Source organism: Micromonospora kangleipakensis, assembly GCF_004217615.1.
Lineage (GTDB): Bacteria > Actinomycetota > Actinomycetes > Mycobacteriales > Micromonosporaceae > Micromonospora > Micromonospora kangleipakensis.
Map to the genome: position 1 here is coordinate 2,692,972 of NZ_SHLD01000001.1, position 25,091 is coordinate 2,718,062.

23 protein-coding genes are annotated in these 25,091 nt (G+C 75.3%); 13 read left to right on the forward strand and 10 right to left on the reverse strand.

Features of this window, described 5'->3' with window-relative positions:
• The first annotated feature begins 54 nt into the window (after nt 1–54).
• From hemE to hemQ, 3 genes are read left to right on the forward strand one after another with little or no spacing between them, the layout of a single operon-like run.
• Nucleotides 55–1,155 carry a uroporphyrinogen decarboxylase gene (gene hemE, locus EV384_RS13035; protein WP_130333295.1) on the forward strand — a complete coding sequence of 367 codons (1,101 nt, stop codon included), beginning with the start codon at nt 55–57 and terminating at the stop codon, nt 1,153–1,155.
• Nucleotides 1,156–1,157: 2 nt separating this feature from the next.
• Nucleotides 1,158–2,567 (forward strand): protoporphyrinogen oxidase, encoded by a 1,410-nt coding sequence (hemG, locus tag EV384_RS13040; protein ID WP_130340497.1) that lies wholly within the window; start codon nt 1,158–1,160, stop codon nt 2,565–2,567.
• Complete coding sequence (gene hemQ, locus EV384_RS13045; protein WP_130333297.1) at nt 2,564–3,265, forward strand: hydrogen peroxide-dependent heme synthase; 702 nt, start codon at nt 2,564–2,566, stop codon at nt 3,263–3,265. The genes hemG and hemQ overlap by 4 nt, the downstream gene beginning before the upstream one ends.
• A gap of 60 nt (nt 3,266–3,325) precedes the next feature.
• On the opposite strand, the gene EV384_RS13050 is transcribed toward hemQ, so the two are convergent.
• The 3 genes from EV384_RS13050 to EV384_RS13060 all read right to left on the reverse strand — a co-directional run bounded on the left by EV384_RS13050 (nt 3,326) and on the right by EV384_RS13060 (nt 6,672).
• Nucleotides 3,326–5,638: an N-acetylmuramoyl-L-alanine amidase gene (locus tag EV384_RS13050; protein ID WP_130333299.1), complete on the reverse strand. Its 2,313-nt coding sequence runs from the start codon at nt 5,636–5,638 to the stop codon at nt 3,326–3,328.
• Nucleotides 5,639–5,738: 100 nt separating this feature from the next.
• Nucleotides 5,739–6,185, reverse strand: a complete 447-nt coding sequence (locus EV384_RS13055; RefSeq protein WP_130333301.1) for a GNAT family N-acetyltransferase — start codon at nt 6,183–6,185, stop codon at nt 5,739–5,741.
• Nucleotides 6,186–6,411: 226 nt separating this feature from the next.
• Nucleotides 6,412–6,672 carry a Prokaryotic metallothionein gene (locus tag EV384_RS13060; RefSeq protein WP_130333303.1) on the reverse strand — a complete coding sequence of 87 codons (261 nt, stop codon included), beginning with the start codon at nt 6,670–6,672 and terminating at the stop codon, nt 6,412–6,414.
• A gap of 155 nt (nt 6,673–6,827) precedes the next feature.
• On the opposite strand from EV384_RS13060, the gene EV384_RS13065 reads away from it, so the two are divergent.
• The gene (locus EV384_RS13065; RefSeq protein ID WP_130333305.1) at nt 6,828–7,103 is read left to right on the forward strand and encodes an isoamylase early set domain-containing protein; all 276 of its coding nucleotides are present in this window, start codon (nt 6,828–6,830) and stop codon (nt 7,101–7,103) included.
• A gap of 40 nt (nt 7,104–7,143) precedes the next feature.
• On the opposite strand, the gene msrB is transcribed toward EV384_RS13065, so the two are convergent.
• Nucleotides 7,144–7,554: a peptide-methionine (R)-S-oxide reductase MsrB gene (gene msrB, locus EV384_RS13070; protein ID WP_130333307.1), complete on the reverse strand. Its 411-nt coding sequence runs from the start codon at nt 7,552–7,554 to the stop codon at nt 7,144–7,146.
• Nucleotides 7,555–7,601: 47 nt separating this feature from the next.
• On the opposite strand from msrB, the gene ligD reads away from it, so the two are divergent.
• From ligD to EV384_RS13095, 5 genes are all read left to right on the forward strand, one after another.
• Entirely contained in the window at nt 7,602–8,630 is a 1,029-nt protein-coding gene (gene ligD, locus EV384_RS13075; protein ID WP_130333309.1) for a non-homologous end-joining DNA ligase, read from the forward strand.
• 106 nt (nt 8,631–8,736) lie between these two features.
• Entirely contained in the window at nt 8,737–11,925 is a 3,189-nt protein-coding gene (locus tag EV384_RS13080; protein ID WP_130333311.1) for an FtsX-like permease family protein, read from the forward strand.
• A 67-nt stretch (nt 11,926–11,992) separates the two neighbouring features.
• Nucleotides 11,993–14,713, forward strand: coding sequence for an FtsX-like permease family protein (locus EV384_RS13085; RefSeq protein WP_130333313.1), 2,721 nt, complete (start codon nt 11,993–11,995; stop codon nt 14,711–14,713).
• A 1-nt stretch (nt 14,714) separates the two neighbouring features.
• Nucleotides 14,715–15,707, forward strand: coding sequence for an ABC transporter ATP-binding protein (locus EV384_RS13090; RefSeq protein WP_130333315.1), 993 nt, complete (start codon nt 14,715–14,717; stop codon nt 15,705–15,707).
• The gene (locus tag EV384_RS13095; RefSeq protein WP_130333317.1) at nt 15,704–16,420 is read left to right on the forward strand and encodes an ABC transporter ATP-binding protein; all 717 of its coding nucleotides are present in this window, start codon (nt 15,704–15,706) and stop codon (nt 16,418–16,420) included. Before EV384_RS13090 ends, EV384_RS13095 begins: the two co-directional genes overlap by 4 nt.
• A 278-nt stretch (nt 16,421–16,698) precedes the next feature.
• Here the strand turns inward: EV384_RS13095 and EV384_RS13100 are convergent, their stop codons facing one another.
• Nucleotides 16,699–17,235 carry a hypothetical protein gene (locus tag EV384_RS13100; RefSeq protein ID WP_207232310.1) on the reverse strand — a complete coding sequence of 179 codons (537 nt, stop codon included), beginning with the start codon at nt 17,233–17,235 and terminating at the stop codon, nt 16,699–16,701.
• A gap of 113 nt (nt 17,236–17,348) precedes the next feature.
• The gene (locus EV384_RS13105) at nt 17,349–17,801 is read right to left on the reverse strand and encodes a GNAT family N-acetyltransferase (protein WP_130333319.1); all 453 of its coding nucleotides are present in this window, start codon (nt 17,799–17,801) and stop codon (nt 17,349–17,351) included.
• A gap of 72 nt (nt 17,802–17,873) precedes the next feature.
• Here EV384_RS13105 and EV384_RS13110 point away from each other — a divergent pair, with 72 nt between their 5' ends.
• Nucleotides 17,874–18,386 carry a potassium channel family protein gene (locus tag EV384_RS13110; RefSeq protein ID WP_130333321.1) on the forward strand — a complete coding sequence of 171 codons (513 nt, stop codon included), beginning with the start codon at nt 17,874–17,876 and terminating at the stop codon, nt 18,384–18,386.
• Here the strand turns inward: EV384_RS13110 and EV384_RS13115 are convergent.
• Both EV384_RS13115 and EV384_RS13120 read right to left on the reverse strand, forming a co-directional pair.
• A complete protein-coding gene (locus EV384_RS13115; protein ID WP_242624472.1) occupies nt 18,313–19,881 on the reverse strand; it encodes an alpha/beta hydrolase in 1,569 nt (522 codons plus the stop codon). The two genes, EV384_RS13110 and EV384_RS13115, sit on opposite strands and share 74 nt — an antisense overlap.
• Nucleotides 19,882–19,936: 55 nt before the next feature.
• On the reverse strand, nt 19,937–21,049 hold the full coding sequence (locus EV384_RS13120; RefSeq protein ID WP_130333325.1) for an ATP-dependent DNA ligase: 1,113 nt from the start codon (nt 21,047–21,049) through the stop codon (nt 19,937–19,939).
• A 135-nt stretch (nt 21,050–21,184) separates the two neighbouring features.
• On the opposite strand from EV384_RS13120, the gene EV384_RS13125 reads away from it, so the two are divergent.
• On the forward strand, nt 21,185–21,397 hold the full coding sequence (locus EV384_RS13125) for a hypothetical protein (protein WP_130333327.1): 213 nt from the start codon (nt 21,185–21,187) through the stop codon (nt 21,395–21,397).
• 42 nt (nt 21,398–21,439) lie between these two features.
• Here EV384_RS13125 and EV384_RS13130 read toward each other — a convergent pair whose 3' ends face one another.
• Entirely contained in the window at nt 21,440–21,934 is a 495-nt protein-coding gene (locus tag EV384_RS13130; protein ID WP_130333329.1) for a GNAT family N-acetyltransferase, read from the reverse strand.
• 98 nt (nt 21,935–22,032) lie between these two features.
• Between EV384_RS13130 and EV384_RS13135 the strand changes: the two genes are divergently transcribed.
• Complete coding sequence (locus tag EV384_RS13135) at nt 22,033–22,536, forward strand: DUF1990 family protein (protein WP_130333331.1); 504 nt, start codon at nt 22,033–22,035, stop codon at nt 22,534–22,536.
• A 31-nt stretch (nt 22,537–22,567) separates the two neighbouring features.
• Here the strand turns inward: EV384_RS13135 and EV384_RS13140 are convergent, their stop codons facing one another.
• Complete coding sequence (locus tag EV384_RS13140; RefSeq protein WP_130333333.1) at nt 22,568–23,488, reverse strand: DNA-3-methyladenine glycosylase family protein; 921 nt, start codon at nt 23,486–23,488, stop codon at nt 22,568–22,570.
• A 337-nt stretch (nt 23,489–23,825) separates the two neighbouring features.
• Here EV384_RS13140 and EV384_RS36695 point away from each other — a divergent pair, with 337 nt between their 5' ends.
• Complete coding sequence (locus EV384_RS36695; RefSeq protein ID WP_278045595.1) at nt 23,826–25,061, forward strand: glycosyltransferase; 1,236 nt, start codon at nt 23,826–23,828, stop codon at nt 25,059–25,061.
• Nucleotides 25,062–25,091: the final 30 nt, after the last annotated feature.

The following is a 25,091-nucleotide window of genomic DNA, read 5'->3' on the forward strand; positions in this document are numbered from 1 at the left end:
CAAAAGGCGGCGGTGCCCGCTGGCCGCCCCCGGGGGCGTGGCACGATTGCCGCGATGACCACCGACACCACGGGCGCTGCCGCCCGAGACGGAGATCCCCGCCGCGGCGGGCCGGCCGACTCGCCCTTCGTCCGGGCCTGCCGCCGTGAGCCCGTCCCGCACACCCCGGTCTGGTTCATGCGCCAGGCCGGCCGGTCGCTGCCGGAGTACCGCGAGATCCGGGCCAACGTGGCGATGTTGGAGTCCTGCCGCCGCCCCGAGCTGGTCGCCGAGATCACCCTCCAGCCGGTCCGCCGGCACGGGGTGGACGCGGCGATCCTGTTCAGCGACATCGTGGTCCCGGTGGCCGCCGCCGGGGTCGACCTGGACATCGTGGCCGGCACCGGACCCGTGGTGGCCGAGCCGGTGCGCACCGCCGAGGACCTCGAACGGATCCGCCCGATCACCCGCGACGACGTGTCCTACGTGGACGAGGCGGTCCGGCTGCTCGTCGCGGAGCTGGGCGACACCCCGCTGATCGGGTTCGCCGGCGCCCCGTTCACCCTGGCCAGCTACCTGGTCGAGGGCGGCCCGTCGCGGACCCACGCCAAGACCAAGGCCCTGATGTACGGCGAGCCGGAACTCTGGCACGCCCTCTGCGGCCGGCTGGCCGAGGTGACCCTCGCCTTCCTCCGGGTGCAGGTCGACGCCGGGGTCTCCGCGGTGCAGCTCTTCGACTCGTGGGCCGGCGCGCTCTCCGAGGCCGACTACCGCCGCTACGTGCTGCCGCACTCGGCGGCGGTGCTCTCCGGGCTGGCCGACGCGGGCGTGCCGCGGATCCACTTCGGGGTGGGCACCGGCGAGCTGCTCGGCGCGATGGGCGAGGCCGGCACGGACGTGGTCGGCGTGGACTGGCGTACCCCGCTCGACGCCGCGACCCGCCGGATCGGCCCGGACAAGGCCGTCCAGGGCAACCTCGACCCGTGCCTGCTGCTCGCCCCCTGGCCGGTGGTGGAGGCGGAGGTGCGGCGGATCCTCGACCAGGGGCGGGCCGCCCCCGGTCACGTCTTCAACCTCGGCCACGGCGTGCTGCCGGAGACCGACCCCGACGTGCTGACCCGGGTGGTCGCGCTGGTGCACGACCTCTCCGCGCGGCCGGTCGAGCAGGGGAGATGACCGTGCGGCAACCGTGGCGGGTGGCGATCGTCGGTGGCGGGATCACCGGGCTGGCCGCCGCCGTCCGGTTGCGCGACCGCGCCCCCGCCGGCACCGAGATCACGGTGTACGAGCAGTCCGGCGCCCTCGGTGGCAAGCTGCGCACCGGCGAGCTGGCCGGGCAGGCCGTCGAGTTCGGCGCGGAGTCGTTCCTGATGCGCGACCCGGCCGGCGCGGAGTCCGCCGCCGTCAGCCTGGTCCGCCGGCTCGGGCTGGCCGACGCGATCGTCCACCCCACCGTCGGGCAGGCCGCCCTCGCCGTCGACGGCGAGCTGCGCCCGGTCCCGGGCGGCACGCTGGTCGGCGTACCGGGGGACCTGGCGAAGGTGGCGGCGGTGGCGACGCCCGCAGCGGACGCCGACCGCGACGGCGGCCGGCCGCTGCTCGGGCCGGACGAGGACGTGGCGGTCGGCGCGCTGGTCCGCGACCGCCTCGGCGACCAGGTGGTGGACCGGCTGGTCGACCCGATGCTCGGCGGCGTGTACGCCGGCCGGGCCGACGACCTCTCCCTGGCCACCGCCATGCCGGCGCTGGCCCGGGCGGCCCGGGTCGAGCACACCCTGGTCGGCGCGGTCCGGGCGGCCCAGGCCGCCGCGCCGCGCGCCCCCGGCGCGCCGGTCTTCGGCACCCTGGCCGGCGGGCTGAGCACCCTGGTCGAGGCGGCGGCGACCGCCAGCGGCGCGACCGTCCGGCGGGACGCGGCGGTGCGCGAGCTGCACCCGACGGCGACCGGCTGGCGGCTGGTCATCGGCCCCACCCGGGACCCGGAGCTGGTCGAGGCCGACGCGGTGGTGCTCGCGGTGCCGGCCCGCCCGGCCGCCCGGCTGCTCGCCGGCCCGGCGCCCGAGGTGGCCACGGCCGTCGGCGGGCTCGACTACGCCAGCGTCGCACTGGTCACCATGGCCCTGCCCGAGCCGGAGCTGCCCGAGCTCTCCGGGTTCCTGGTGCCGGCCACCGAGGGGCTGCTGATCAAGGCGTCCACCTTCTTCACCACCAAGTGGGGGCACCTGCGCCGGGCCGACGGGCTCGCCCTGGTCCGCGCCTCGGTCGGCCGGTACGGCGACGAGACGTCGCTGCAGCTGACCGACGACGACCTGGTCGCCACCGTGCACCGGGAGCTGTCCAAGGTGCTGGGCACCCCGCTGCCCACCCCGGTCGCCAGCCACGTGCAGCGGTGGGGCGGGGCCCTGCCGCAGTACGCCCCCGGCCACCTCGACCGGGTGGCCGCGGCCCGGACGGCGCTGCGCGCCGCCCACCCCACGCTGGTCCTGGCCGGCGCCGGCTACGACGGCGTCGGCATCCCGGTCTGCGTCCGCTCCGGCGAGACCGCGGCCGAGGAGATCATCACTGCCCTGGGAGGATCGGGTTCATGACCGAGCAGACCAACGCGGCCCGGCTCAAGGAGCTGAACGCCACCGTCCGCTACACGATGTGGTCGGTGTACCGGGCGACCAGCCCGCTCCCGTCGCTGCGCGAGAACGTCATCGACGAGGTCGAGGCCCTCTTCGAGGAGCTGGCCGGCAAGGACGTGACGGTCCGCGGCACGTACGACGTCGCCGGCCTGCGCGCCGACGCCGACCTGATGATCTGGTGGCACTCCTCGTCCAGCGACGCGCTGCAGGACGCCTACCTGCGGTTCCGGCGTACCACGCTGGGTCGGGCGCTCACCCCGGTCTGGTCGCAGATGGCGCTGCACCGGCCGGCGGAGTTCAACAAGAGCCACATCCCGGCGTTCCTCGCCAACGAGGAGCCCCGGGCCTACCTCTGCGTCTACCCGTTCGTCCGCTCCTACGAGTGGTACCTGCTGCCGGACGCCGAGCGGCGGGAGATGCTCGCCGAGCACGGCCGGCTGGCCCGCGGCTACCCGGACGTGCGGGCCAACACGGTCGCCTCGTTCGCCTTGGGCGACTACGAGTGGATGCTCGCCTTCGAGGCCGACGAGCTGCACCGGATGGTCGACCTGATGCGCGACCTGCGGGCCTCCGGCGCGCGGCGGCACGTCCGGGAGGAGATCCCCTTCTACACCGGCCGGCGCCGCTCGATCGCCGACATCGTCACCTGCCTGGTCTGACCCGGCCGATCAGCGCAACGGGCCCCGGAGGAATCTCCTCCGGGGCCCGTCGCCGTTGCGTCAGCGGACGTAGACGAGGCCGTCCGTGATGATCCGTGGGCGACCCGAGGTTCCGGCCACCACGATCTTCACGGTGTGTCGGCCACTACCGGTCCAACTCTTCGCCCAGACCACCTGGCGGAACTTGACGGTGCTGGAGTACAGGTCGACCGTGCTGACCTTCACGCCGTCGACGTAGATGTGCGCCTGCCCCGAGGTCGACGTCTTGGTGGCCACGAAGGAGACCGAGCGGCCGGTGAAGACCCAGCTCAGCGACGCCCCGCCGGCCGTCGCCGTCAGCGCCGAGCCACCCAGGTAGTTGCTGCTCGTGTAGGTGCCCCAGGTGCCCGTGCGGGTGGCCTTGGATTCCGGGATGAAGACCGGCGTCCAGCTTGCCGAGGAGGTGGCGGTGTTGCCGGACCAGTCCTGGGCCCGCATCGACCAGGTGGTGGTGACGCCCGGCTTGGTGGTGGTGCCGTACGCGCCGCTCGCCGCGAAGGTGCCGGTCGTCGGGGCGGTCAGCGCGACGGACCGGACGGCCACGTTGTCGGCCGAGCGCCAGTTCAGCGTCACCGGCACGACGGTGCTGCTCACCCCGCCGGTACGCAGGGAGAGCGTGGGCCCCTGCGGAAAGGTCGGCGCGGTGGTGTCCGCGACGATGGTCTGCGCGGGGGTCGCCGCGGTCCGGCCGAGCCGGTGCACGCCGCGTACCTGGACGGTGTGCGTGCCCTGGGCCAGCGTGAGCGCCGCCGAACGGGCCGTGCCGGCCGTGGTCGCCACGACCGCGCCGTCGACCAGCACCTCGAAGCGGGAGATCAGCGCGCTCGGCGTGCTCACCGCCCAGGAGGCGGTGGTCGTGGTCCCGGTGTAGTACGTGGTGCCGTTCTTCGTGCCGGTCAGCCCGGTCAGGGTCAGGCCGTAGACGCTGGCGGCCTTGTTGCGGAGGACCGAGAGCTGGCCGTAGAGCGCGTCGCCGGGGCACTCGGTGGCCACCGCGTCGCGGTGTCCGGAGATCCGGTTGAAGACCACCTGCTCGCCGAGGTCGTACTTGCCGTCCACGCCGGAGGTCAGGGTGACCTTGCCGAGCGGGTCGTTGCCGTACTGGCCGAGCTTGTACGCGGCGACGTGCGCGACGGCGTCCTGCACCACGGTGGGGATGCCGGTGCTGATGTAGGTGCCGAGCACGGCGATCGCGGCGTTGTCGGTGTTGAAGCCGTACGTGTGCGCCCCGGTCACCGGCTTGTCGATGCCGCCCTTGCGACCCTCGAAGACCACGCCGCACTTGTCGACCAGGAAGTTGTAGCCGATGTCGTTCCAGCCGTTGCTCTTGACGTGGTAGACCTCGATGCCGCGGACGATGGCCGCGGAGTCGGCGCAGCTGTAGTCGTTGGTGCCGGCGGTGTGGTGCACGAAGAACGCCTTCACCGTGGCCCCGTACGTCGGCGGTTCGGTGACGATCGACTCGTCGGCCTTCCACTCGGCGCGGGTGACCACCTTCGGCGTCGGGACCGGGTTCGCCGGGGCGGTGGCGGTGGGCGCCACGGTGGGCGCGGCGGTGGTGGGCGCCGGGGCCGACGTGGTGGTCGGCGCGGGCGCGGTGGTCGTCGCCGGCGGGGCGGTGGTCTCGGTCGGCGCCGGGGCTGTGGTCTCGGCCGGCGCGGTGGTGGTCGGGGGATCGGCCGGGTCGGTCGGCGCGGTCTCGGTGGGGGCCGGGTCGGTCGGGGTGGGCTCGAGCGCCCGCACCTCGGCGACCGGCTGGAGGCGCTCCGGCCGGAGCTGCCCGACGCCGGCGGCGCCCGCCTTGCGGCGCTTCGTCTGGCCCGGGTCGACCAACTCCAGGCGCAGCCCGGCGGGGAGCCGGTCGCTGGTGCCGCCGGCGGCGGCCGTGGCCCGCACCTCGACCCCGTCGGAGAGACCGACCCAGAGCGGGTCCGTGCTGCCGCGCGCCTTGCCGGCGGTCTTCTCGGCGCCGGGCTCCGGACCGAAGTGGTTGTCGAGTTCCAGCGGCCGCCAGCCGGACCACTTGCCGTCCACCGCGTGGGTGCGGACGTCGATCGTGCCCTTGAAGTCGACCTGGGGGTCCGTCCAGGTAACGCCGACCATGGCGAACCGCTCGGTGTCCCGCCTCGGGATCGTCACCTCGCGTCCGTTCGCGGCCGGGAAGGCCACCGTGTGCAGCGCCGCGGCGACCGGTCCGTCCCCGGCGCCCCACACGGCGAGGTCCTCGCCGTAGCCGGCAGCGGCCAGGCTCGCCGTGCCGGCCACGGCGGTGGCGACCATCGCGGCCGTGATGCCAGCCGTCCGGCGGTTCCAGCGGATCCCCGTCAATTTCACAGTTGAGTCCCTCCGAATGATCTCACTGGAGGGCTCAGCGTAATCAATGCCGTGGGCGTTACTCCGCCCGGTCGCGGCGGGCCACGACGGCGGCGTGGGGTCAGCCGTCGCGGCGCATCGGCGTGTGCGGAATGCCGTCCTCGACATAGTCGGCGCCGCTGACGGTGAAGCCGTGCCCGGCGTAGAAGCCGACCAGGTGCGTCTGCGCCTCCAGCACGCACGGCCGGTCGCCCACCAGGGCCAGCGCCTCGGTCATCAGTCGGCCGGCCAGGCCGCCGCCGCGGACCCCGGGCGCCACCACGACCCGGCCCATCCGCGCCACGCCGCCCGGGTCGGCCAGGATCCGCAGGTACGCCACGACGTCGCCGTCCCGGGTCAGCCACAGGTGCCGGGTGCCCGGCTCGACGTCCCGGCCGTCCAGTTCCGGGTACGGGCACGCCTGCTCCACCACGAAGACGTCGATGCGCAGCCGGAGCAGGTCGTGGAAGGTGCGGGCGTCCAGGTCGGCGAAGGCGGCGACCCGGACCTCAAGGAGCTGCGACGGCATCCCGCGATGGTAGGCCCTCACGGGGGAAGCCTCTCGGGGGTGGCGGCTCCCGCCCCTGGTGAGCGGTATCGGCAGGCCATCGCTCCCGCGGAAGACAACACTGCTGGGAGCGATATACCTGAGAGGCATATTTATTTATGACTCTCAGGTATATCGCTCGTCGGGCAACTGCCCGGCTGTGGGAGGGGACCACGGCCGGGCGACCCGGTCGGGCCGGACCCGTCGCTCAGGCGGGGCGGGCGCCGACCGCGTCGCGGATCTCGGCGCCCTCGGCGCCCTCCTCGGCCCGGGCGCAGTGCGCGCAGCAGAAGAAGCGGCCGGAGACCTCGACGCCGTGACCGACGATCTTGATCTGGCAGTGCTCGCAGATCGGCGCCATCTTGTGGATCGCGCACTCGAAGCAGTCGAAGCTGTGCACGTCCCCGCTCACCGTGCGCACCTCGAACGCCATCCAGTAGTCGTTACCGCAGACCTCGCAGGTAGCCATTCCAAAACCCCCCGATACGGACATGTCACACCAGCGTCGAGCACCGGACACATCCGGGCAACCGAAACCGGCGAACCTGATCCCGCTCGACGGCGAGTCGCTCCCGGCGTGTCGCGCGTTAGGCCTGGTGACAGCCTCGAACCCCGGAGGACCATGTGATCAAGCGCAACAAGCTCTTCGGCAACCAGACCCGGGTCACCTTCTGCCTGCCGCGGGACACCCCACCCGGCACGGTGAGCGTCGTCGGCTGCTTCAACGACTGGCAGCCCGGGCGGCACGAGCTGGTGACCCGCCGCGACGGCACCCGGACGGTGACCGTCCGGCTCGGCCCAGGGGAGTACCGCTTCCGCTACCTCGCCACCGGGGGCGTCTGGCTCGACGACGAGTCCGCCGACCAGGTGGACAACCAGGGCAGTCGGCTGCTGCTCTGACCGGCCGGCGGCGCCGCCGGAACGACGCCGGCCGGCCCGGTCAGCCCTGGTCGGGCTCCAGCCGGATGGAGAGCGAGTTCACGCAGTGCCGGGTGTCCTTCGGGGTGAAACCCTCGCCCTCGAAGACGTGCCCCAGGTGGCTGTCGCACCGGGCGCAGCGGATCTCCGTACGGAGCATGCCGAGGCTGCGGTCCGGGATCTCCTTCACCGCGCCGGGGATGGCGTCGTCGAAGCTCGGCCAGCCGCAGTGCGAGTCGAACTTGGCGTCGCTGCGGAACAGCTCCAGGCCGCAGGCCCGGCAGTGGTAGACGCCGGGGGCCTTGGTTTCGACGTACTCGCCGGTCCACGGCCGCTCGGTGCCGGCCTCGCGGAGCACGTGGAACTCCTCGGGGCTCAGCCGGACCCGCCACTCTTCCTCGGTACGGGGCAGTTCGCTCTTGTCAAGACTCACCGGTCAACGGTACGCCGGGCGTCGGTGCCATCGCATATGGTCGCGCAATGGGTGGCACCAAGGCAGCGGCCGCGGAGATCGAGGTGGCCGGGCACACCGTACGGCTGAGCAGCCCGGACCGGGTGATCTTCCCGCAGCGCGGGTTCACCAAGGCGGACGTCTTCGGCTACTACCTCTCGGTCGGCGACGGGATCATGCGGGCCCTGCGGGACCGCCCGACGACGCTCCAGCGCTTCCCGGAGGGCATCGAGGGGGAGATGTTCTTCCAGAAGCGGGTGCCGGCCCGGGGCGTACCGCCGTGGGTGCGGACCGCGGAGATCAGCTTCCCCAGCGGCCGGACGGCTGCGGAGCTCTGCCCGGCGGACCTCGCGCACGTCGCGTGGGCCGCGCAGATGGGCACCGTGGTGTTCCACCCGTGGCCGGTGCGCGCCGCCGACGTTGACCGCCCCGACGAGCTGCGGATCGACCTCGACCCGCAGCCCGGCACCGACTTCGCCGACGCGGTGACGGCCGCCGGTGAGCTGCGCGCGCTGCTGGACGAGCTGGGCGCCACCGGCTGGCCGAAGACCTCCGGCGGCCGGGGCGTCCACGTCTACCTGCGGATCCATCCGCGGTGGACGTTCACCGAGGTGCGCCGGGCCACCATCGCGCTGGCCCGCGAGCTGGAACGCCGCCGCCCGGAGCTGATCACCACCGCCTGGTGGAAGGAGCAGCGGGGCAGCCGGGTCTTCGTGGACTTCAACCAGATGGCCCGGGACCGGACGATCGCCTGCGCGTACTCGCTGCGGGCCAACGCCCGGGCCACCGTCTCCACCCCGGTCGACTGGGACGAGCTGCCCGAGGTCGACCCGGACGACTTCCACCTGGGGAGCGTGCCGGCCCGGCTCGCCGAGCGGGGCGACCCGCACTCCGGCATCGACGACGCCCCGTGGGACATCACCCCGCTGCTGGAGTGGGCCGAGCGGGACGCCGCCGCCGGCCAGGGCGACCTGCCCTACCCGCCGGACCACCCGAAGATGCCCGGCGAGCCCAAGCGGGTGCAGCCCTCCAAGGACCGCGACCGACCCCGGGACTGACCCCCACCGTCGCCCCGGTAACGATCATGTAACGGGCGCGAACCTTTCCCGCGCCCCGACTGGTCTTCCTGGTCGTCGGCCCGTCGGGGGCCCGGGGAGGCGTCGGATGAACCTGGTGTGGAGGCGGGCCGTCGAGGCGCGCGGGCTGCTGCTCGCCGCCGCGGTCGCGGCCCTGGTCGCGGTCGCGCTGGTCACCGGTCTCTCCGACTACAACCGCCGGGCGGTCGCCGCCGGGCAACGGGCGCTCCTTCAGGCGGCGCCCGCCGAGGAGCGCAGCCTGCTGGTGAGCGGGTCGGGCGGCGGGGACACCGCCGCGTACGCCGACCGGGACCGGGCGGTACGCGCCCAGTTCACCGACGGCCTGGGCGGGGTGCCGGTCACCATCGCCACGGCCCGCTACGGCACCGGGCGGGAGCTGACCGGCGACCTCGGCGCGGCCCGGGTCGGCGACGACCCGCTCTTCGCCAACCTCACCACCCTCGGCGACCTGGCCGGGCACGCCGAGCTGACCGCCGGCGCGTGGCCCACCCCGGGTGCCACCCCGCTGCAGGTCACCCTGCCGGAGAAGGTCGCCGGCCAGCTCGGGCTGCGCCCCGGCGACCGGGTGCCGCTCTTCGACCGCAGCGCCGAGCGGGCCGGCGAGGTGGTGCTCGCCGGCACCTGGCGACCCCGCGATCCGGCCGAGGCGTACTGGCGGCTGGCCCCCGGCGTCGGCGACAGCGGGACCGGCGCGGTCACCTCGTACGGGCCGTTCGCCCTCGACCCGGCCGACTTCGCCCGCACCTTCCCCGGCTCCAGCTCGGCTTCCTGGCTGGTCGCGCCGGATCTCGCCGTGGTCGAGCCCAGCCGGTTGACCTCGGTCAAGCAGGCCGTCGCCGCGATCTCGGCGCAGCTGCCGGAGGCCACCGGTCTCGGCTCGTCCGCGCAGAGCGTCACCACCATGGACCGGCTGATCGACCGGCTCGGCCGGGCCGACCTGGTCGGCCGCTCCGCCCTGCTCACCCCGCTGCTGCTGATCGTGGTCCTCGGCGGGTACGCGCTGGTGCTGGTCGCCGCGCTGCTCAACGAGGACCGGCGGGCGCAGACCGCGCTGCTGCGCGCCCGGGGCGCGGCCCGCGGCCAGCTCGCCGGCCTCGCCGTACGCGAGGCGACGCTGGTGGTGGCGCCGGCCGTGCTGCTCGCGCCGGCGCTGGCCGGCGAGGCGCTGCGGCGGCTCGGCGCCGGCACGGCGGATCCCCGGCTGACCGACGGCGGCGCCGGCCCGGTCTGGGCGGTGGCGGTCGCCGCCGCGGTCGGCTGCCTGCTCGCCATCGTGCTGCCGGCGCTGCGCCGGGCCGGCACGTACGTCGCCGACATGGCGGCCCGCTCCCGCCCCACCCGGGGCGCCGCCGTGCAGCGGGCCGGCGTCGACCTCGCCCTGGTGGCGCTCGCCGTGCTCGCCTGGACCCAGCTGCGGCAGTACTCCTCGCCCCTCACCGGCGCCGGCGGGGGGCTCGGCATCGACCCGCTGCTGGCCGCCGCGCCGACCCTCGGCGTGCTGGCCGGGGCGGTCGTCGCGCTGCGGCTGCTGCCCCCGGCGACCCGGTTCGCCGAGCGGTTCGTCGACCGGCGGCCCTGGACGGCGACCATGTTCGGGATGTGGCAGGCGGGCCGGCGCCCGCACGCCGGTCCGGTGCTCCTGCTCGCCCTGGCCGTGGGTGGCAGCACCCTCGCCTGGTCGCTGGTGGCCTCCTGGGAAGGGTCGCAGCGCGACCAGGCCCAGCACCGCGTCGGCGCCGACCTGCGGCTGGTCGAACGCAGCGGCGTCGCCCCGGCCGACCGGGTCGCCGGGCTGACCGCGGTGCCGGGGGTGGACCGGGTGCTGCCGGCCTGGCGGGACGACGTCCGGGTCGGCCGGGACGACCTGCCGGCGACCGTGGTGAGCCTGGACGCGGCCGACGCCGGCGCGCTCCGGCTGGACGACGCCGCCGGCGGGGCGTCCGCCACCGAACTGCTCGGCCGGCTGATCCGGGGCCGCGGCGCGCCGGCCGGGACCATCCTGCCGGCTACCGCGCGGCAGCTCACCGGCGTCCTCCGCACCCCGGTCAAGTCGTTCGCGAATCCGCGGGTGGAGGTGACGGCGCTGCTCACCACCGACGGTGGTAGGGCGTGGCGGCTGCCGTTGGCGACCGGGTGGGGCGACGGCCGGCCGGTGTCCTTCGCCGTGCGGCTGCCCGACACCGGTGGCACCCCGCTGCGCCTCGCCGGGTTCGAGGCCGACGGGGGCGAGGCGACCGGCGGCAGCTACCGGCTGCGCGTCGACGAGCTCGGACTGATCGACGCCGCGGGCGCCCGACTGCCGCTGGCGCTGACCGGCGGGTGGAACCTCGCCGACAACGGCCAGGGACCGATCGGGCCGGCCCTGGTCGAAGGCGGAACCGTCGACGCCACGTTCCGGGTGGTGATCCCCGAGGGCGGCCGGTTCGCCGATCCGCCGTCGTCCCGGTTCGTCGTGGTGCCGGGCGGCGACAACACGCCCGCGCCGGCGCTGCTGACCCCCCGGACCCGGGCCGCGCTGAACGTCCGCACCGGCGACACGGTGACCCTCGCGCTGGCCGGCGTGACCCTGCCGGTCAGGGTGGTCGGCGAGGTCGAGGCCGTCCCCGCGACCGCCGACAGCGGCGGCGGGGTGCTGGTCGACCTGCCCGCGGCGACCGACTGGCTGCTCCGCCAGGAGGGCACGGTCCGGCCGGTGCCCGAGTGGTGGCTGAGCACCGACGCGGCCGGGCACGCCGGGGCGGCGGCCGCGCTCGCGGGGCTGCCCGGGGTGACCCTGCTCGACCGGCGCGCCGTCGTCGCCGAGGCGGCCCGGGATCCGTACTGGCTGGGGGCGCGGACCGGGCTGCTCGCGGCCGCGCTCGGTTCGGTGCTGCTGGCCCTGGTCGGCCTGGCGGTCGACGTCTGGGCCACCGCCCGGCACCGGCTGGGGGAGTTCGCCGTCCTGCACACGTTGGGCGCCGCGCCCCGGTTGCTGGCCCGGGCGCTCCTGGCCGAGCAGGCCTTCCTGGCCGGCATTGGGGTCGGCGTCGGGCTGCTGGTGGGCGCCGGTGTCGCGGCGACGATGGTGCCCCTGGTGATCCTCACCCCGGCCGCCGGCCGGCCGGTGCCCGACGCCGCCTTCCTGCTGCCCTGGACACCGATCGGGCTGACCGCGCTCGGGCTGCTGGTGGCGGCCCTCGCCTTCAGCGCCGTCATCACCACCGGCATCCGGCAGCGGGTGGCCGCCCGGCAGCTGCGGCTCGGGGGAGAGCGATGAGCGAGCGGATCATCCAGCTCAGTGGGACGGGGACTCGTCGCGACGGCGAGCGAAGCGAGGCGGCGCGATGAGTTTCCTCGAGGTGGTTCGGCGGGTCCGCGCCTACGGCGGGCACTTCCTGCTGCTCGCCGTGCTGACCCTGGTCACCGCGCTGCTGATCACGGCGGTGCCCCGGGTCGCCGACCGGCTGACCGGGCAGGGGCTGCGGGAGCACGTCGCCGGGCAGCCGGTGGCCCGCCGGGACCTGCTCTACACCACGGCGGAGGCGCCGATGCGGGGGACGACCCGGTCGGTGGCCACCCTCCAGGCCGGCGAGCTGGACGCGCTCCAGCAGCGGATGCCCCCGGCCGTGCGGCACTCGATCGGCGAGCGGTGGTACGCGGCCCGGACCGGGTTCACCCGGCTCACCGGGCCGGATTTGACCTCCGACAAGGGACTGATCGACCTCAGCCTGCGCAGCCTGGGCGGGGTCCGGGAGGCGGCCGGCCTGGTCGAGGGGCGGTGGCCGGAGGCGGGCGTGACCGACGACGGCGCCGTCGAGCTGGCCCTCGCCGAGACGGTCGCCGGCCCGCTCGGGCTGCGTGCCGGCAGCCGGCTGCGGCTGTCCGTCCTCGACGCCGACGGCAAACCGCTGAGGGCGAAGCAGATCACGCTGGTCGGCGTGTTCCGGCCGACCGACCGGAGCGACGGGATCTGGGACGCCCTCCCGTCGATGCTGCGGCTCGCCGCGCCCGAGGGGGACGGCGAGCCGTTCCTGACCGTCGGGGTGACCGCCGACGCCGGCTTCGACGCGATGGCCGCGGCCGGCTGGCCGGTCGGCTTCGCCTGGCGTTACCGGATCTCGCCCGACCGGATCACCCCAGGGCAGCTCGGCGAGCTGATCGACGGGCTGTCCACCCTGGACCGGACCCGCCCCGCCGGGATCACCCTCACCCAGGGCGTGGACATCCCGCTGCGGCGGTTCGCCGAGTCGCTCGCCGCCGCGCGTACGCTGCTCGCCGTCATCGCCGCCGGGCTGCTCGCCACCCTGGCCGGCCTGACCGTGCTCGCCGCCCGGCTGGCGGCGCGCCGACGCCGGGCCGAGTATGTGCTGCTGCGCGCCCGGGGCGGCTCGACCGGCGCGGTGCTGCGCCGCGGACTGGCCGAGTCGGCGCTGGTCCTGCCCGTCGCGGCCGGCGCCGGCTGGCTGCTCGGCGGCCTCCTGCCCGGCGGCGGCTCGCAGCTGCGCTGGGTGCTGCTCGCCGCCGCGCTGGCGACGCTCGCGCTGCCGGCCGCCGCGCTGACCGGGCAGCGGTCGTCCGGCCGGGCCGACCTGATCGGCGCCCGGTCCACCGCGGTCCGGCTCACCGTCGAGGCGAGCCTGCTCGGCGTGGCCGTGCTCGGGGCGTTCCTGCTGCGCCGCCGGGGGCTGACCCTCGGCGGGTCGGTGGACCCGCTGCTGGTGTCCGTGCCGGTGCTGGTGGCGGTCGCCGCGGCGCTGCTCGCGCTGCGCGCGTACCCGTGGCCGCTGCGGCTGCTCAGCCGGGCGGCCGCCCGGGCCCGGGGCAGCGTCGCCTTCCTCGGCACGGCGCGGGCCGGCCGGGCCGCCGCGACCGCGCCGCTGGTGGTGGTCGTGCTGGCGATCGCGACGGCCGTGTTCTGCGGGGTGGTGGCGGCCGGCATCGAGGCCGGCCGGGACCGGGCCGCCTCCCGCGCCGTCCCCGGGGACGTGCTGGTCGACGGGGAGCGGTTCGCCCCGGACACCGCCGCGGCGCTGGCCGGGCTGCCCGGGGTGCGGGCGGTCGCCCCGCTGCTGGTGGAGTCGGCCCAGCGCCCGTACGCCGACGCCGCCGGCCGGTTCGGCGGGGTCGGGGAGACCCAGGTGCTGCTGGTCGACGGCGCCACCTTCGCGGAGGTGGGCCGCCGCGCCGGCGTCGCGGTGCCCGACGTCCTCCGTACCAGCGGTGACGGCTCGACGCCGCTGCCGGCGCTGGTCTCCCCGGCGCTGGCGGCGGACCTCGCCGACGCGGGGCTCGCCGACGCCGCGGGCCGGCGGCCGGCCTGGCTCGACGTCCAGGGCAACCGGCTGCCGGTGCGGATGGCCCGGACCGTCGGGGAGTTCCCGCTGGTCGACCGGAACATCGAACGTTTCGTGGTGCTGCCCTGGCCGACGCTGCCGGCGCACGCCCCGCATCCGCTGGTGCCCACCGGTTTCGTGCTGGCCGGCGACGGCATCGACGCGGCGGCGGTGAGCCGGGTGGTGGACGAGGGGCAGCGCCGCTACCAGCGCGGCGGGGTGGTCACCGGCGGGGAGCGGCCCCTCGCGCCGGAGGTGCGCACCTGGTCGGCCGTGCGGGCGGAGCTCGGCGGCAGCGGGGTGAATGGGCTGCTCGTCTTCGGTTTCGCCATCGGCGCGGCCGGCGGCGCCGGGCTGGGCCTGCTCGCGCTGGCGTTCGCGGTGCTGGCCGGGGCCCGTGGTCGCGGTCAGGTGCTGTCCCGGCTGCGCACCATGGGGCTGTCCCGGCGGCAGTGGCGGGGGCTGCTGCTGGTCGAGCTGACCCCGCTGGTGCTGGTCTCGGTGCTCACCGGCGCGCTGGTCGGTGCGTTGCTGCCCCTGCTGTTGACCCCCGTCCTCGGCCTGCCCGCGTTCACCGGGGGCGCGGCGGTGCGGGTGCGTTTCGACCCCGGTCTGGTCGCCGGCGTGCTCGGGCTGGCCGTGCTGGCCCTCGGCTTCGCGGTCGCCGTCGAGGCCCTGAACAACCGTCGGATGCGCCTCGGTGAGGTGCTCCGGCTCGGAGAGGAGAGCTGAGATGACAGCCACCGCCGAGGCGTCCGCGGTGCCGGACCTGGCCGCCCTGCAACTGCGGGCCGCGCAGCGCGCGGCCGAGCGGGCCGGCGGCCAGGACCGGCTGCGCGGGCACATCGTCTGTGACGGCCTGGTCCGGATCTTCAAGACCGAGGGGGTGGAGGTGGTCGCCCTGCAGGGGCTCGACCTGGTCATCGACCGGGGCGAGCTGGTCGCGATCGTCGGCGCCTCCGGCTCGGGCAAGTCCACCCTGCTGAACATCCTCTCCGGGCTGGACACCCCCACCGCCGGCATCGCCCGGGTCGCCGAGTACGACCTGCTCGCCCTCTCCCACCGGCGTCGGCTCAGCTACCGGCGGAAGATGGTCGGCTTCGTCTGGCAGCAGACCGGGCGCAACCTGCTGCCGTACCTGACCGCGGTGGAGAACGTGGAGCTGCCGATGAAGCTGGCCGGTGGGCGGGCCCGGCGGGCCCGCCGGGAGCGGGCCCGGGAGCTGCTCGACCTGGTCGGGGTCGGCTACTGCGCGGCCCGGCGGCCGGGCCAGATGAGCGGCGGCGAGCAGCAGCGCTGCGCGGTCGCGGTGGCGGTGGCCAACGACCCGGAGGTGCTCTTCGCCGACGAGCCGACCGGCGAGCTGGACGAAGCGACCGGCGCGGAGGTCTTCGCCGCGTTGCGGACGATCAACGCCGAGCTGGGCGTGACCATCGTGGTGGTCACCCACGACCACGCGGTGGCCAGCCAGGTCCGCCGGACCGTCGCGATCCGCGACGGCCGGACCGCCTCCGAGGTACGCCGCACCGCCCGGATCGCCGCGGACGGCAGCACCGAGCTGGTCAGCGAGGAGTACGCGGTGCTTGACCGGACCGGTCGGATGCAGCTCCCGGCGTCCTTCGTCGACGCGCTGGCCCTGCGCGACCGGGTCCGGCTCAACCTGGAACCCGACCACGTCGAGGTGCGGCCCGGCGACCGGGCGCACGCCGAACGGAGTGAGGCATGACCGAGCAGCTGTCCGCGACGTCGGCGGGCGCGACCACCACCGCGGTGGTCCGGGTCGACGGGGTGAGCCGCACCTTCGGCCGGGGCGAGCACGCGGTGCACGCCGTGCGGGACGTCTCGTTCTGCGCCGGGCGGGGTGAGCTGGTCGCGGTGCGGGGCCGCTCCGGCGCCGGCAAGACCACGCTGCTCAACCTGGTCGGCGGGCTGGACCGGCCGGACTCGGGCCGGGTGCGGGTGGCCGGGCACGACGTGACGGCCGCCGGTGAGCGGGAGCTGCTGCGGCTGCGCCGGGGGACGATCGGTTTCGTGTTCCAGACCTTCGGGCTGGTGCCGATCCTGTCCGCGGCGGAGAACGTCGGGGTGCCGCTGCGGCTGGCCCGGGTGCCGGCGGCCGAGCGGGAGCAGCGGGTCGCGGTGCTGCTGGAGCTGGTCGGTCTCGGCGGGCACGCCGCGCAGCGCCCGTACGAGCTGTCGGGCGGGCAGCAGCAGCGGGTGGCGGTGGCCCGGGCCCTGGCGAACGAGCCGGACCTGTTGATCGCCGACGAGCCGACCGGTCAGCTCGACTCGGAGACCGGGCGGTCCATCATGGACCTGCTGCGGGCGGTGGTGCACGCCCGCGGCATGACCGCGCTGGTGGCCACCCACGACCCGGCGCTGATCGAACTGGCCGACCGGACCCTGACCCTGCGCGACGGCCGCCTGGTCGACGACTGACGGCCGCCACCGAGGTGGTGCTGTCCCGGTGCGGGCACGCCGGGCGGCCGGTGCCCTCGGCACCGCCTACGAAGCTGATGTCGTGAATGGATCGGTGAGGCTGTCGCGGCGGCCCCGCCCGGCCTCGGGTGAGTCAGCTGCGACATCAGCCTCGTAGCGTCTCCCCGTACAGGTCGCCGCGGTCGCCGCGCCGAGTTGCCCGGTGCCGGCGGACCTGTCGAGCGGCGAGTCCGCGGAGGGGCGGCCACGGCGCGGCGGTGTCGGTGCGCGTGCCGGGATCAGGCGCGGCAGCGGCGGCGGTGGTAGGCGGCGGTCACCGCGAGCAGCAGCGGCCCCCAGAGCAGCAGCGGGGCGTAGCAGGCCACCAGCAGCGCGAAGCCGGCCGGGGTGAGGCTCAGGTCGTTGCCGTGGACGAGGACGCCCCAGGCCGCGTACCCCCAGATCAGGGTGACCGCGACGGCGCCGGCGGTGGCCGCCGTCACCGCGAACGGCGGCGGCACCCGCCGGCCGCCGACCACGGGCAGCCAGCGGGGGAGAACCTCGCCCCACGGCCGGACCAGGCCGAGCGCGAGCAGGGCGAGCGCCTCGGAGACCAGGCTCAGCGAGACGATGTAGACGCTCTCCCACCCGTGCGGGCGGATCGGCGCGCCGTGCTCGGACGCGCCGAGCGGCACGCCGGCGACCAGGGCGATCCGCCACAGCCCGGAAGGCAGGGTGACCAGCGGGACCAGGTGGGCGACGCGGACCGCCCAGGCGGGCGCGGGCCGCCCGTCCAGGGGGTGGCGGACGGAGCTGGTCGGCGTGGCGGTTCGCATGGCGGTTCCCCGTTTCCTCGGCTGCCTCCCCAGCCTGGTCGCGGGCGGACCGGCGACCATCCCGAGCGGCGGGGAGCCAGCTCCCCGGGATGGGGGAGGGCCGCCCGGGCGGGTCAGAGCGCCAGCTTCATCCCCTCGTGGCTGGCCACGAAGCCCAGGTTGCGGTAGAAGCGGTGCGCGTCGGCTCGGGTCTTGTCCGTGGTGAGCTGCACCAGCGCGCAGCCGCGCTGCCGGGCCTGGTCGATGGCCCAGGCCATCATCTCCCGGCCGAGCCCCCGGCCCCGCAGGTCCGACCGGACCCGCACCGACTCGATCAGCGACCGCTCCGCGCCGTGCCGGCCCAGCCCCGGGATGTACGTGATCTGCATGCAGCCGACCAGCTCGCCGCCGGCGTCCGCGACGACCAGGTGGTTGCGCGGGTCGGCGTCGATGTCGGCGAACGCCTTCTCGTACGCGTCGTCGACCTCGGTGAAGTCGCGGGCCTTGCCCAGCACGTCGTCGGCGAGCAGGGCGATGATGGCGGGCAGGTCGGCCCGGACGGCGTCCCGGAAGATCACGTCGGTCATGCCGGCAGCCTGACACAGCGACACCGGGCGATGCGCAGGCGTCGGTTGCCCGCACCGGGCAGCATGTGCGCCATGGAGCTCCTGCTGCTGCCGTTCCGGTTGATCTACCGGGGCCTGGTCTGGTTCGCCAACTCGCCCCGGACGCTCATCACGTCGTATCTGGTGATGATCGTGGTGGCCGGGATCATCTACAGCCACGTGGAGCACAAGAGCGGCGTCGATTCCGTCTGGTGGGCCGTGGTCACGGCCTCCACCGTCGGGTACGGCGACATCTCGCCGACCAGCTGGCAGGGGCGGACCCTCGCCGCGCTGCTCATCTCCACCATGGTGCTGCTGGTGATCCCGCTGATCACCGCGCACTTCGCCAGCCGGCTGATCGTCGACGACGACGCCTTCGAACACGACGAGCAGGAGGAGCTCAAGGCCGACGTACGCCGGATGCGGGCCCTGCTGGAGGAGCTGGCCGCCCGGCAGGGGATCTCCGTGCCGGAGCCGGAGCGCCGCGAGCCGGTCAACGCGCCGGGCAGCGAAGTCCCTCTCTGGGAACGGTCAGCGAGATCAGGTAGGCGTCGACGGCGGCGGTGACGCAGGCGGTCTGCGGGTACGCGGTGTGCCCCTCGCCCTCCCAGGTCAGCACCCGGCCGACGCCGAGCATCGAGGCCAGCGCGGCGGTCTGCTCGTAGGGCGTGGCCGGGTCGCCGGTGGTGCCGACCACCACGATCGGCGGCGCACCCACCGCCTTGCCGGTCGGGTACGGGTCCCGCCCGCCGGGCCACTCCACGCAGCCCACCATGCCCACCGCCAGGGCCGGACCGAAGAGCGGGTACTTCTCCCGCCACTGCGACTGGAGCTGACGGATCTGCTCCCGGGTCGGCTTCTCGGTCTCGTCGGCGCAGTTCACCGCGAGGTTGGCGTCGAAGAGGTTGGAGTAGTGCCCGTCGTCCTCGCGGCCCGCGTACGCGTCGGCGAGCTTGAACACCCCGGCCGGGTCGCCGCCCTGGAGCTGGTCGATCGCCCGGGCCAGCTCCTGCCACCCCGACTCGGTGTACAGCGAGGAGATCACCGCGTAGAAGACCCAGCCCGCGGTGGCCTCCCGCCCGTCGCCGCCCCGGACCGGGGAGACCTTCGCCTTGTCGATGGCGGCGGTGACCGCGCCCCGGGCGTCCGGGGCGATCGGGCAGCGGCCGGCGTTCGCGGTACACCACCGGGCGAAGTTGCCGAACGCCCGCTCGAAGCCTTTCGCCTGGCTCTCCGACCCGGCGATCAGCTGCTGCTGCGGGTCCACCGCGCCGTCGAGCACCAGGGCCCGGACCCGGTCCGGGTAGAGCTGGGCGTAGGTCGCGCCGAGCAGGGTGCCGTACGAGTAGCCGAGGTAGGTGAGCTTGTCGTCGCCGACCGCCGCCCGGACCGCGTCCATGTCCCGGGCCGCCTGCTCGGTGCCGTAGAGCGGGAGCTGGTCGCCGTACCGGTCGCCGCAGCGCTGCCCGATCCGCTTGTTGAGGTTGACGAAGCCGTCGAACGCGGCCTGGCTCTCGGGGTCGGGGTCGTAGCCGAAGCTGGCGTCCAGGTCGGCGTCGGAGATGCACTTGACCGGGCTGGACCGGGCCACCCCGCGCGGGTCGAAGCCGACGATGTCGAAGCGGTCGGTCACCGTGGCCGGCAGCCCGCCGAACGCGGAGCCGAAGGAGAGGTAGACGGCGGTGTCCACACCGGACGCGCCGGGGCCGCCCGGGTTGACCACCAGCGACCCGATCCGGTCGTGCTGCCGGTTCGACCGGATCCGCAGCAGCGCGATCTCGAAGGTCTCCCCGGCGCCGGGCCCGGCGGTCGCGCCGGTCGTGGCGCCGCTGCCCCAGTTGCGCGGCACGGCGATCCGGGCACACTCGTAGCGCATCCCTGAGGCGCCCCGGCCGACCAGCTCGTCGGCCACCTCGGGGCAGGCCCGCCAGGTCGGCGCGCTGCCGGGGGCGGCCGCCTCGCCCTGGCTCTCGGTCCGTGGGGCGAACGCCGGCAGCGTGCAGCCGGCGGTGACCACCACCGCCGCGGCGAACCCGGCCAGGGTCAGCCGGACCCGTCGGATCCGGTCGGAGAAGCGGGTCACGTGGGAGCCTTCCGTGATCGTGTCGACGGCCAGGCTACGCCGGGCCCGGTGCGCTGCCGACGGTCGCCGCCGGATCCCCGCGCAGCACCTGGTCCACGTCGTAGCGGACCGGGCGCTCCAGCTGGTCGTACCGGCAGGAGCGGGGATCGCGGTCGGGCCGCCAGCGGACGAACTGCGCGGTGTGCCGCAGCCGGTCGCCCTCCATCGCGTCGTAGCCGACCTCGACCACCAGCTCCGGGCGCAGCGGCTCCCACTCGAGGTTCTTGGTGCCGGTCCACCGGCTCACCCCGCCGGGGATGCGCTGGCCCCGCTCGTGGTCGCCGTGCACCCACGGGTGGTCGGCGGCCACGTCCCGGTACGGCTCCAGCTCGGTGAGCAGCTCCTTGCGTCGGGCCGCGGTGAACGAGGAGCTGACCCCGATGTGGTGCAGCACGCCCGCGTCGTCGTAGAGGCCGAGCAGCAGCGAGCCGACCACCGGGCCGGACTTGTGCCAGCGGAAGCCGGCCACCACCGCGTCCGCGGTGCGGGCGTGCTTGACCTTGAACATCAGCCGCTTGCCCGGCTCGTACGGCAGGTCGGCCGGCTTGACGATCAGGCCGTCCAGCCCGGCGCCCTCGAAGACGTCGAACCAGCGGCGGGCCGTCTCCGGGTCGGTGGTCACCTGGGTGACGTGCACCGGCGGGCGGACCTTGGCCAGCGCCTGCTCCAGCCGGGCCCGGCGCTGCGGATAGGGCTGGTCGAGCAGCGCCTCGTCGTCGATGGCCAGCAGGTCGAAGGCGACGAAGTCGGCCGGGGTGGTCTCGGCGAGCAGCTTGACCCGGGAGGCCGCCGGGTGGATGCGCTGGGCGAGCAGCTCGAAGTCGAGCCGGGGCTGGCCGCCCGGCCCGTCCCGGCGGATCACGATCAGCTCGCCGTCGACCGCGCACCGCTCCGGCAGCTGCGCGCGCGCCTGCTCGACCACCTCTGGGAAGTAGCGGGTCATCGTCTTGCCACCGCGGCTGGCCAGCTCGACGGAGTCACCGTCGCGGAAGATGATGCAGCGGAACCCGTCCCACTTCGGCTCGTACGTCATGCCCGGGGCGGTGGGGAGCTGGGGCACGCTCTTGGCCAGCATCGGCTCGACCGGGGGATTGATCGGCAGGTCCACGGCGACCAGTCAATCAGACGGGGCCGACAGCCGTGAGGCAGATCACCGCTGGTGCGGGGCGGCGTGTCCCCGCTCCGGCCCGTTCGTCACCCGCGGGCGGATGATGAAACCGCAGGTCAGAGCTACCTTCGCCGGGTGCGGGAGTGGGTGTGCGGCTGCTGCGGACGCTGGCGGGTCAGCGTGGAGCTGATCCGGGGGCGGTACCGCTACCGGCTGGCGCACCGCTACCGGCCCGAGTTCGGCGGCGGCGCGAACGTCGTCGGCGAGGTCTCCTCGGTGGCCGAGCTGGAGGAGCTGCTGCGCCGGCACGCCCCGGTCGGCCTGGCCGACCTGCACGAGGCCGCCTGAGTCCCCGCGTCCGCTGGATCCCGCCGCCGGTGGCCGACCGGCTCAGGCGTCGCTGCGCGCGGGGCTGACCAGCGCCTTCTCCAACACGGCCAGCCGGATGCCGTGCGGGTCCGGCCGGTGCGCCACGACCCGGTAGCCGTGCCGCTCGTACAGCCGCAGGTTCTCCGCGCTCTCCGCGCCGGTGAACAGGGCGCACCGGTCCGCCCGCCCCGCGCAGGCCACCTCGATCGCGCCGAGCAGCCGCCCGCCGACGCCCCGGCCCTGCTGGTCGGGGGCCACCGACAGCCGACCGACGTGCGCGGTGCCGTCATCCAGTTGGGCCCGCACCGAGCCGACCAGCCGGTGCCCGGCCCGGGCGACCAGCACCGTCGCGGGGCCGGCCAGTGCGGCGCGTACCTCGTCCAGGGTCTCGGTCAGCGGCGGGAGGAACGCGTCGCCGTAGCGCTGCGCCTCGACCAGATACGCGGCGCGCTGCACGGTGAGGATCTCGCCGGCGTCCGCGACGCCGGCCGGGGCGATGGTCACCTGCGAGGTCACCCGCCCAGCCCACCACAGCCGCCCGCGACCGCGCCGGCCGGCCCACCCGCGCCGGCCGTACGCTGGCGGGATCCGACTCGACCGTGGGGGTGCGTACCGTGCCGGAGCTGACCTACCCGGACGTGGGCGCCACCCGCGAGGGGCCGCTGCCGCCCGGCTGGCGGCACGTCCAGCACCGGGTCCCGCTGCCCGCGGGGTCGTTCGCCGCCGCCGGCGCGGCGGTCCTCGGCTGGCGGCTGCACCGCGCGGCCGGCATCCGGATCGATGCCGACGCGCCGCGGGCCGCCCCCGGGGTCCGGGTCGTCTCCCGCCTGGGCGTCGGACCGCTGCGGCTCGCCGCGCCCTGCGCGGTGGTCTGGGCCGCCGACGACGAGCGGCGGGCCGGCTTCGGGTACGGCACGCTGCCCGGTCACCCGGCGCGCGGCGAGGAGGCCTTCGTGGTCACCCGGGACTCCTCCGGCGCGGTCTGGTTCGAGGTCCGCGCGTTCAGCCGCCCGGACCGCTGGTTCATGCGCGCCGCCGGCCCGCTCGGCCGGGCCTTCCAGCGCGGGTACGCCTGGTGGCTCGGCCGTACCCTCCGCCGGCTCTGCACCCGTCCCTGACCCGATCCGTCCGCCGGGGACGCGGAGGGGGTCAGAAGCGGGCGAAGGAGCGGATCGGGGCGCGCGGGCCGTAGCGCGGGGCGTGCACGCCGCTCGCCTCCAGCAGCAGGCAGACCCGCCCCCGGTGGCCGCGGAACGGCTCCAGCAGCGCCAGCATCCGGGCGTCGTCCCCGCGCGGCTCGCCCGCGAGGGCCCAGGCGACGGTGTTCGGGATGTGGTAGTCGCCGACGCTGACCGCGTCCGGGTCGCCGTACGCGATCCGCACCACCTCGGCGGTGGTCCACGGGCCGATGCCCAGGATCGCGGTCAGCCGGCGGGTGGCCTCCTCGGCGTCCGCGCAGCGCTCCAGGCGGTCGGCGGCGGCGGCCGCGCGGCGCAGCGTCTCGGCCCGCCGCTGCTCCACCCCGAACGGGTGGAAGACCCAGTACGGGGCGGCGGCCACCGCGGCCGGCTCCGGGGGCAGCAGCAGCGGCTGCAGGGGCCCCGGCGCGGGTTCGCGGAAGTGCCGCACGGTGGCCGCGTACGCCCGGTAGGCCTCCTTGCCGGTGACCTTCTGCTCGAAGACGGCCCGCAGCAGCCGGGGGAAGACCTGGCCGGTGGCGGGCATCCGCAGCCCGCCGTGCTGGGCGGCCAGCCGGGCCACCACCGGGTGCGCGGCGGCGAGGTCGGCGAAGCCGGTGAGGTCGTCGCGGAGCCCGGCCACCGCGTCCGCCCGGTCGACCACCCAGCCGGCGCCCGGCCCGTACCCCTCGGCGACCAGCTCGTCGGCCGTCTGCCGCAGCGTGAGGGTGGCCGGCCCGTCCGGGGTGCGGGTGGCCCACCAGAAGGTGCCGGCGGCGATCCGGGCGCACGGGTCGTACGGGCTGAAGGTGAGCGCCCGGACCGAGGCGGCCAGTCGGTAGCCGGCCGGTGGGCGCAGCGTCCGGCGGGCGGCGGGTCCGGAAGGAGTCACCCGGACACTCTGCCAGGTCGACCGAGGTGCGCTGCCTGCGGCTCGTCGATTCATGGGCGAATGAGATCGGCCGATCCGGTACCGGCCCCTCAACCGGAAGGTCCTACTTGTCGAACGTGAAATATCGGTCCGGTGGTCAAATGCGACGTAGCCGGCGGTGTGCTGCCGTTCAGGAGGTGAACAGCTCGTGCTCCCGAGATGAATCCGTTGCTAACCCTTCGGTCTGTCGTTGCCCGGGATGGGTTCTCCTCAGCATTCCCACGCCCTTTGTGCCGGTGTGGTGAGAGGAATTCCGGAAGCGACCAACGGGGATGTAATGAGAAGGGCGATCAGCGGCATGACGATCGTCGAGGCGATGCGGCTCGGCCTGCCCGTCGTCAGCACCGACTGTCCCGTGGGTCCGCGCGAGATCATCGACGACGGCGAGGACGGTCTGCTCGTTCCGAGCGACGACCTCGACGCGTACGCCGTCGCGCTGCGGACGCGGATGCGGAACGACGACCTGCGCGCCCGGATGGCCAAGATGGCGCTGGCCAACTCCGCCCGCTTCGATCCAGCCCACCTGGCTGCCCAGTTCGCCGACGACTGCGCGGAGGTGCTGGCCGTCCGGCGCGGCGAGACGCCCCGGCACCGCCGGACGGGACGACGCGGGACGCCGAGGAGGGGGCTGACCCGGTCGATGCTGGCCCGGGGCGGCGAGCTGTTCCGGGAGCCGGATCTGGTCCGGACGCTGGCCGATCCGCTGCTGCGCGGGATCGCGGGCAACGACCTCCCCCGGCGGGCGAGTGTGGGCGCGCTCGTGCGGCTGGCCCGGATCCGGCGGGCTCGGGCAACCAGCACCCGGCTGCAGCAGGCGATCCGGCGGCGGGTCTCGGGCCCGGCCGACGTTCCGGCCGCGGACTGCCGGGTGCTGCCCCATCTCGGACTGCGCTGGTCGGTCGACGCGGCGGCATGCTCTCCCGGCGCGTGGGTCGTGCTGCGCAACACCCGCGAGGTCGTCCAGGTGTCCCTCGGCCCGTCGAACGACGGCCTCCGGCACGTCGGCACGCTCGACGCCGACGCGCTTTCGGAGGGCCGGTGGAACGTCTATCTGGCGGACGGGAAGGGGGCCCGGCGCCGGGTGCGGCCGCAGCGGCTCGACAGCCGGGTCCTCACCGACTGCCCGGACGACGGCCTCGCCGGGGAGCGGTCCGGGGTGCGGGCGCACGTGCCCTACCGCACCACGGACGGCTTCCTGGCGGTGCGCAGCTGGGTGCGCGCCGCGCACGCGGAGGTGCGCCGGATCGTCCTCGACGGCGAGACCGTCACGATCGCGTTCAGCTGGTACGGGCCGGGGACCCCGGACGGCGCCGTGCTCCGTCGCCGGCCGGGCGAGCTGGAATACGCCATCGCCGAACTGTCCCATCCCGACACGCCCGCGCGCCTCGCGCACCTGCTCGCGCGCCGGGACCGGCACGTCTTCTGTCTCAACGACGCCTTCTCCACGGAGGAGGACCTGGCCGCCCAGCTGTCGATCCTCACGCCCTTCCTGGACACCTACTTCCCGGTGGCCAGTCCCTGGGAGAAGGGCTGACCACACGTCCGCGGCAGAGCGGCGCCGGCC

Bases quoted from the DNA above. Each gene is read 5' to 3' on its own strand.
- hemE (WP_130333295.1), top strand. From the start codon at position 55: ATGACCACCGACACCACGGGCGCTGCCGCCCGAGACGGAGATCCCCGC.
- hemQ (WP_130333297.1), top strand. From the start codon at position 2,564: ATGACCGAGCAGACCAACGCGGCCCGGCTCAAGGAGCTGAACGCCACC.
- EV384_RS13055 (WP_130333301.1), bottom strand. From the start codon at position 6,185: ATGCCGTCGCAGCTCCTTGAGGTCCGGGTCGCCGCCTTCGCCGACCTG.
- EV384_RS13060 (WP_130333303.1), bottom strand. From the start codon at position 6,672: ATGGCTACCTGCGAGGTCTGCGGTAACGACTACTGGATGGCGTTCGAG.
- ligD (WP_130333309.1), top strand. From the start codon at position 7,602: ATGGGTGGCACCAAGGCAGCGGCCGCGGAGATCGAGGTGGCCGGGCAC.
- EV384_RS13080 (WP_130333311.1), top strand. From the start codon at position 8,737: ATGAACCTGGTGTGGAGGCGGGCCGTCGAGGCGCGCGGGCTGCTGCTC.
- EV384_RS13085 (WP_130333313.1), top strand. From the start codon at position 11,993: ATGAGTTTCCTCGAGGTGGTTCGGCGGGTCCGCGCCTACGGCGGGCAC.
- EV384_RS13090 (WP_130333315.1), top strand. From the start codon at position 14,715: ATGACAGCCACCGCCGAGGCGTCCGCGGTGCCGGACCTGGCCGCCCTG.
- EV384_RS13095 (WP_130333317.1), top strand. From the start codon at position 15,704: ATGACCGAGCAGCTGTCCGCGACGTCGGCGGGCGCGACCACCACCGCG.
- EV384_RS13100 (WP_207232310.1), bottom strand. From the start codon at position 17,235: ATGCGAACCGCCACGCCGACCAGCTCCGTCCGCCACCCCCTGGACGGG.
- EV384_RS13105 (WP_130333319.1), bottom strand. From the start codon at position 17,801: ATGACCGACGTGATCTTCCGGGACGCCGTCCGGGCCGACCTGCCCGCC.
- EV384_RS13110 (WP_130333321.1), top strand. From the start codon at position 17,874: ATGGAGCTCCTGCTGCTGCCGTTCCGGTTGATCTACCGGGGCCTGGTC.
- EV384_RS36695 (WP_278045595.1), top strand. From the start codon at position 23,826: ATGACGATCGTCGAGGCGATGCGGCTCGGCCTGCCCGTCGTCAGCACC.